This window comes from Paratractidigestivibacter faecalis, assembly GCF_003416765.1.
GTDB classification, from domain to species: Bacteria; Actinomycetota; Coriobacteriia; order Coriobacteriales; family Atopobiaceae; genus Paratractidigestivibacter; species Paratractidigestivibacter faecalis.
On record NZ_QSNG01000003.1, the window covers coordinates 1 to 6,819 of the forward strand.

Annotated in this window: 7 protein-coding genes and 1 pseudogene; 4 read left to right on the forward strand and 4 right to left on the reverse strand. The window is 43.7% G+C overall.

Annotated features, from left to right (window positions below; genetic code table 11):
- Positions 1-98: 98 nt before the first annotated feature.
- The 4 genes and pseudogenes from DXV50_RS09370 to DXV50_RS09380 form a co-directional block, all read right to left on the reverse strand.
- Entirely contained in the window at positions 99-521 is a 423-nt protein-coding gene (locus DXV50_RS09370) for an IspD/TarI family cytidylyltransferase (protein WP_198666480.1), read from the reverse strand.
- A 14-nt stretch (positions 522-535) separates the two neighbouring features.
- On the reverse strand, positions 536-742 hold the full coding sequence (locus DXV50_RS10105) for a LicD family protein (protein ID WP_198666481.1): 207 nt from the start codon (positions 740-742) through the stop codon (positions 536-538).
- Between the two features lie 44 nt (positions 743-786).
- Positions 787-1,449 (reverse strand): annotated as a pseudogene (locus DXV50_RS10110) (LicD family protein); the annotation flags it as partial.
- Positions 1,376-2,620 (reverse strand): oligosaccharide flippase family protein, encoded by a 1,245-nt coding sequence (locus DXV50_RS09380; protein WP_117204605.1) that lies wholly within the window; start codon positions 2,618-2,620, stop codon positions 1,376-1,378. The gene DXV50_RS09380 and the pseudogene DXV50_RS10110, both read right to left, overlap by 74 nt.
- A 1,539-nt stretch (positions 2,621-4,159) precedes the next feature.
- On the opposite strand from DXV50_RS09380, the gene DXV50_RS09385 reads away from it, so the two are divergent.
- From DXV50_RS09385 to DXV50_RS09395, 4 genes are read left to right on the forward strand one after another with little or no spacing between them, the layout of a single operon-like run.
- Positions 4,160-5,404 carry an oligosaccharide flippase family protein gene (locus DXV50_RS09385; protein WP_117204605.1) on the forward strand — a complete coding sequence of 415 codons (1,245 nt, stop codon included), beginning with the start codon at positions 4,160-4,162 and terminating at the stop codon, positions 5,402-5,404.
- A gap of 16 nt (positions 5,405-5,420) precedes the next feature.
- A complete protein-coding gene (locus DXV50_RS09390) occupies positions 5,421-5,984 on the forward strand; it encodes a LicD family protein (RefSeq protein WP_232817528.1) in 564 nt (187 codons plus the stop codon).
- 55 nt (positions 5,985-6,039) lie between these two features.
- On the forward strand, positions 6,040-6,243 hold the full coding sequence (locus tag DXV50_RS10115) for a LicD family protein (protein WP_157967006.1): 204 nt from the start codon (positions 6,040-6,042) through the stop codon (positions 6,241-6,243).
- 14 nt (positions 6,244-6,257) lie between these two features.
- A complete protein-coding gene (locus DXV50_RS09395; protein ID WP_117206064.1) occupies positions 6,258-6,773 on the forward strand; it encodes an IspD/TarI family cytidylyltransferase in 516 nt (171 codons plus the stop codon).
- Positions 6,774-6,819 lie beyond the last annotated feature (46 nt).

Here is a 6,819-nt window from a genome sequence, read left to right on the forward strand (position 1 = left end):
CTCCGAACTTAAAAACGTGTGAGTCTGCGTACGCTCGAGGCTATCCCGGGGAATCGTGACATGAGCAGTCTGTGCATCGGGCGCATCGCGCTTGGCAATTACCTCAACGCATGGATGCATGCAATTGCATTTCCCTTCGATTCGGCAACGCTAATGGCATTAGAGATGATGTCAGGGGAGACGTATGCACGATTACCATCATGGATAATTACCATGTCGTCATCCAAAGCAAACTCTTTCAATTTAGTGAGCGCATTGAAAATTGACTGTTGCCCTGTCTCCCCACCGGGGACAATGGCTTTCAGCTTGGTAATACCGAACTCTTTTGCATAAGCCCGAAGAATTAAATCCCATCCGCTGAGGCAAGAAACAACAATTCCGTCGATGCTCGGATGACTCTGAAATGCCTCCATTGTGTAGACAATGACTGGCTTATCGTTAACATTAATAAACTGCTTAGGGATTTCGTTTGCCATACGAGAACCTATACCACCAGCAGTTAGAACCACATAATTTGACATTTTTACTCCCTTGCCTAGTCTAAAGCCCAGACTTTCATTCCATGAGTCACTCTTTGATCTACAGGAGGAAGCTGCATGTAGTCGCCATATAGACGAGTAAGGTAGTCATCCCAGTGTCGACAGGCTTTAAAGACATGCCCCTCGAATTCAAGCTCAACAAGATTGTTAAAATCTTCAAGGGGGAAACCAGGCTTATCTTGCTTATAAGGTCCCCACACCACATTACCGATTTCTTCTGTAGATCCAAATTGTGTCGCGCGCGCGCTGTATCGGTCATTTTTTGATACTCATACAAAGATGAGTGAGTAGCTTTATATATAGGAAGATAGAATTTTTTTAGGCTCTTTTTTATAACTCCTCTGGAGGCTGAGATCGCAGCATCAATATTAATCACCGAACGAGCGGCTGCCTTCTGTTGCTTTTGCTGTTTACGCATAAGCCCAGCCCTCTCATTGAGATCTTGAGGCATCGAGTCTGCCGGGAAAATGTCTACCCACAAATGCTCTTCAAAGGCCCCTTCATATGCTGCCTCTTGTGCTCGGAATTTAGGATTAGCTAGCTTAAGAAAGGGAAGTGGGTTTCCATTAATGCCCATGCCCTCAAGCATCATCCCATCAGGACACCAATCAGGATTGTTCAGAAGCAAGTCAAAATCAGGCCTGGGGACAAGGATATCTATATCATCATCCCACGGAATGAATCCTTTGTGCCTTACCGCTCCAAGCAGTGTTCCTCCGTCAAGAGAATAGCGAATTCCATGCTCATCAAACACCTCGGAAAGTGAGAGAAGCATAGAAAACAGCTCTAGTTGTATTTCTCTGGTTGATAGTTCTCGCACACCCATACTCCTTAGATCAATGAGATATTCCATTTTGTGAAGCGCGAATCTTCCGTATGTAGTAAGACCTAGACGCAAGCAGAAGGGCATCTGTTGCCCAACGAACAAAACAAATAGCCTCGATATCTGCTCGATCAGATAGATACAGACACATCAAGGTAGCAATGTTTATAAGGCCAGTAAAAACGGTTGATGTGGTCAGCTCTTTAACATATCCCATGGCTCCGAGAACTGGCCATCCAATTAACATAGAGTAGAAGGAGAACAGGAGAACGGGAGAAACTAGGCACATAATACGTGCTCCGGCCACGTATTCTGTTCCTCCAAGCAGAAGCATTATGGGCTTAGATAAATAGCAATAGGCTAGGGTTCCAATCAAAAGGACTGGTAGCGCCATTAGCGCTAGTTTTTTTGCAAAAGAATAGTCGCTGCTATTCAACATATGAGGGTAGAGACTATTAGTAATAGGCGTATACAGTGCCTGAACAGCATTAACAGTAGTCAGAGTTAACGACCAAAAAGCAATACTTGATTTATCAGTAATTGCGAGTCCAATAATTATCGTTGTAAACCCGGAGAACAGCGATGAGCTGACGTTTGAAATGCAATAAATTGCGGAAGTTCGCAATTCGCATAACGTTGCTTGGATTGAAGGAAATGAGATCCATACTCGGAATAACCTTCGCATCGCCAGGAAGCTCCAGATAAGCCCCACTATGCCTCCTGCTATATCTGCAATAGCAACAAGAAGCAAATCTTCCGGTGTTTTTACGAATAGAAAACTAAGCGCGACAGTAAGGCCTTTTGAGACAAAATAGCGAGTCGTCAAAGGACCCATCTGCTCGTAGCCCTGAAATACAAAATCAGGCAGCAATGCCCTTAAAGATACCCCCACAAATGCCAACATTACATAGGTTAAGTTTTCACTCATAATTGGGATGAAATAACTAGCAACTAAAACAACCGCTACGAGAAATGCAAGTAGCAACAAACGAGCAAAGGTGATTGCCCCGACAAGCTGGGACACGGAGATCGTATCATCCCTCTTCTTTACAACGCCTTTTGTGCCAGACAATGTAAAACCAAAGTCCGCTATCGTCTGAATAATCCCCATAAAAGAAAGTACATAGGCATAAACTGCATAAGAGTCAGTCCCGAGCACTCGTGTAAGATACGGAACCAGCAGAAGCGGGAATATATACCTCAGTCCCTGAAGTCCGTACTGCCAAAATAAATTTTTATAAAAAGAAATATGTTTCATACTGACACTTCCAGAACCCTAAAACTTAGTGCAATAAATGACTTGAAGCTAAATTGCAGGTCACTTCTTCAGAGCCTCTACCAACAGAATTAGAAACACAGCAAGCTTTCTAAATCGGCACTTAAGAGCAACACAGAGAATCAAGTTGTCAAATCTTAAGTTTCGTAAATACACGCGATCGAATGCACCTTCACGTTTCATCTCGCTGAAGAAATGGATGAAAAGTTCGTGCTCTTTTCCGAATCATCCGAATCAGATAACTCACTTAGCTTCAGGAGATATAGGTATTGATTTACCTCTCCGACCGATGCTTCTATAGAGCAGGGCCCGCCCCACTTGTTTCCATAATCGATAAGTCGACGGTTTACGCGAATAATATCTTCAAGCTGGCTAGGTTTATATCGAGCTGTACTTGACGAGTCGTTAGGTCGGTAGTAATAAAGAACATCGTTGAGTTGCATGAGCGACGAAGAAGAGTCAACAATTGGAAGCAATTGAAACAGGTCTTCCCCATGCATCAATCCTCTATATGCCCCATAGGTTGTATTTAAATCTATGTGGCAAAGCCGTATGGCTTTGCCACATAGATTGTTAAATCGTCCCCTACAGACGTAAGACTTTACAGACTCATATTTCTCATTCTCGTATAGACCAGCCGGAAGCCCGAGGCCGGACATAGTCTTAAATGAGGAGTCACGGGAGTACTGAAAGGAAACGATATCTGCATTAGTCTCCTGAATAGTCTTTGTTGACGCTGATGACTGTCTACGCAGTGATGCTCTCATGCTGCTATCTAAGACTATTCAGGAGACTAATGCAGATATCGTTTCCTTTCAGTACTCCCGTGACTCCTCATTTAAGACTATGTCCGGCCTCGGGCTTCCGGCTGGTCTATACGAGAATGAGAAATATGAGTCTGTAAAGTCTTACGTCTGTAGGGGACGATTTAACAATCTATGTGGCAAAGCCATACGGCTTTGCCACATAGATTTAAATACAACCTATGGGGCATATAGAGGATTGATGCATGGGGAAGACCTGTTTCAATTGCTTCCAATTGTTGACTCTTCTTCGTCGCTCATGCAACTCAACGATGTTCTTTATTACTACCGACCTAACGACTCGTCAAGTACAGCTCGATATAAACCTAGCCAGCTTGAAGATATTATTCGCGTAAACCGTCGACTTATCGATTATGGAAACAAGTGGGGCGGGCCCTGCTCTATAGAAGCATCGGTCGGAGAGGTAAATCAATACCTATATCTCCTGAAGCTAAGTGAGTTATCTGATTCGGATGATTCGGAAAAGAGCACGAACTTTTCATCCATTTCTTCAGCGATGAAACGTGAAGGTGCATTCGATCGCGTGTATTTACGAAACTTAAGATTTGACAACTTGATTCTCTGTGTTGCTCTTAAGTGCCGATTTAGAAAGCTTGCTGTGTTTCTAATTCTGTTGGTAGAGGCTCTGAAGAAGTGACCTGCAATTTAGCTTCAAGTCATTTATTGCACTAAGTTTTAGGGTTCTGGAAGTGTCAGTATGAAACATATTTCTTTTTATAAAAATTTATTTTGGCAGTACGGACTTCAGGGACTGAGGTATATATTCCCGCTTCTGCTGGTTCCGTATCTTACACGAGTGCTCGGGACTGACTCTTATGCAGTTTATGCCTATGTACTTTCTTTTATGGGGATTATTCAGACGATAGCGGACTTTGGTTTTACATTGTCTGGCACAAAAGGCGTTGTAAAGAAGAGGGATGATACGATCTCCGTGTCCCAGCTTGTCGGGGCAATCACCTTTGCTCGTTTGTTGCTACTTGCATTTCTCGTAGCGGTTGTTTTAGTTGCTAGTTATTTCATCCCAATTATGAGTGAAAACTTAACCTATGTAATGTTGGCATTTGTGGGGGTATCTTTAAGGGCATTGCTGCCTGATTTTGTATTTCAGGGCTACGAGCAGATGGGTCCTTTGACGACTCGCTATTTTGTCTCAAAAGGCCTTACTGTCGCGCTTAGTTTTCTATTCGTAAAAACACCGGAAGATTTGCTTCTTGTTGCTATTGCAGATATAGCAGGAGGCATAGTGGGGCTTATCTGGAGCTTCCTGGCGATGCGAAGGTTATTCCGAGTATGGATCTCATTTCCTTCAATCCAAGCAACGTTATGCGAATTGCGAACTTCCGCAATTTATTGCATTTCAAACGTCAGCTCATCGCTGTTCTCCGGGTTTACAACGATAATTATTGGACTCGCAATTACTGATAAATCAAGTATTGCTTTTTGGTCGTTAACTCTGACTACTGTTAATGCTGTTCAGGCACTGTATACGCCTATTACTAATAGTCTCTACCCTCATATGTTGAATAGCAGCGACTATTCTTTTGCAAAAAAACTAGCGCTAATGGCGCTACCAGTCCTTTTGATTGGAACCCTAGCCTATTGCTATTTATCTAAGCCCATAATGCTTCTGCTTGGAGGAACAGAATACGTGGCCGGAGCACGTATTATGTGCCTAGTTTCTCCCGTTCTCCTGTTCTCCTTCTACTCTATGTTAATTGGATGGCCAGTTCTCGGAGCCATGGGATATGTTAAAGAGCTGACCACATCAACCGTTTTTACTGGCCTTATAAACATTGCTACCTTGATGTGTCTGTATCTATCTGATCGAGCAGATATCGAGGCTATTTGTTTTGTTCGTTGGGCAACAGATGCCCTTCTGCTTGCGTCTAGGTCTTACTACATACGGAAGATTCGCGCTTCACAAAATGGAATATCTCATTGATCTAAGGAGTATGGGTGTGCGAGAACTATCAACCAGAGAAATACAACTAGAGCTGTTTTCTATGCTTCTCTCACTTTCCGAGGTGTTTGATGAGCATGGAATTCGCTATTCTCTTGACGGAGGAACACTGCTTGGAGCGGTAAGGCACAAAGGATTCATTCCGTGGGATGATGATATAGATATCCTTGTCCCCAGGCCTGATTTTGACTTGCTTCTGAACAATCCTGATTGGTGTCCTGATGGGATGATGCTTGAGGGCATGGGCATTAATGGAAACCCACTTCCCTTTCTTAAGCTAGCTAATCCTAAATTCCGAGCACAAGAGGCAGCATATGAAGGGGCCTTTGAAGAGCATTTGTGGGTAGACATTTTCCCGGCAGACTCGATGCCTCAAGATCTCAATGAGAGGGCTGGGCTTATGCGTAAACAGCAAAAGCAACAGAAGGCAGCCGCTCGTTCGGTGATTAATATTGATGCTGCGATCTCAGCCTCCAGAGGAGTTATAAAAAAGAGCCTAAAAAATTCTATCTTCCTATATATAAAGCTACTCACTCATCTTTGTATGAGTATCAAAAAATGACCGATACAGCGCGCGCGCGACACAATTTGGATCTACAGAAGAAATCGGTAATGTGGTGTGGGGACCTTATAAGCAAGATAAGCCTGGTTTCCCCCTTGAAGATTTTAACAATCTTGTTGAGCTTGAATTCGAGGGGCATGTCTTTAAAGCCTGTCGACACTGGGATGACTACCTTACTCGTCTATATGGCGACTACATGCAGCTTCCTCCTGTAGATCAAAGAGTGACTCATGGAATGAAAGTCTGGGCTTTAGACTAGGCAAGGGAGTAAAAATGTCAAATTATGTGGTTCTAACTGCTGGTGGTATAGGTTCTCGTATGGCAAACGAAATCCCTAAGCAGTTTATTAATGTTAACGATAAGCCAGTCATTGTCTACACAATGGAGGCATTTCAGAGTCATCCGAGCATCGACGGAATTGTTGTTTCTTGCCTCAGCGGATGGGATTTAATTCTTCGGGCTTATGCAAAAGAGTTCGGTATTACCAAGCTGAAAGCCATTGTCCCCGGTGGGGAGACAGGGCAACAGTCAATTTTCAATGCGCTCACTAAATTGAAAGAGTTTGCTTTGGATGACGACATGGTAATTATCCATGATGGTAATCGTGCATACGTCTCCCCTGACATCATCTCTAATGCCATTAGCGTTGCCGAATCGAAGGGAAATGCAATTGCATGCATCCCATGCGTTGAGGTAATTGCCAAGCGCGATGCGCCCGATGCACAGACTGCTCATGTCACGATTCCCCGGGATAGCCTCGAGCGTACGCAGACTCCACACTTTTTTTAAGTTCGGAGACATCATGGAGCTACACAGTTGGGCTCGCGAGAATGGG

Coding starts and splice junctions, on each gene's coding strand:
- DXV50_RS09370 (WP_198666480.1), bottom strand. CDS start 521: ATGTCAAATTATGTGGTTCTAACTGCTGGTGGTATAGGTTCTCGTATG.
- DXV50_RS09385 (WP_117204605.1), top strand. CDS start 4,160: ATGAAACATATTTCTTTTTATAAAAATTTATTTTGGCAGTACGGACTT.
- DXV50_RS09380 (WP_117204605.1), bottom strand. CDS start 2,620: ATGAAACATATTTCTTTTTATAAAAATTTATTTTGGCAGTACGGACTT.
- DXV50_RS09395 (WP_117206064.1), top strand. CDS start 6,258: ATGTCAAATTATGTGGTTCTAACTGCTGGTGGTATAGGTTCTCGTATG.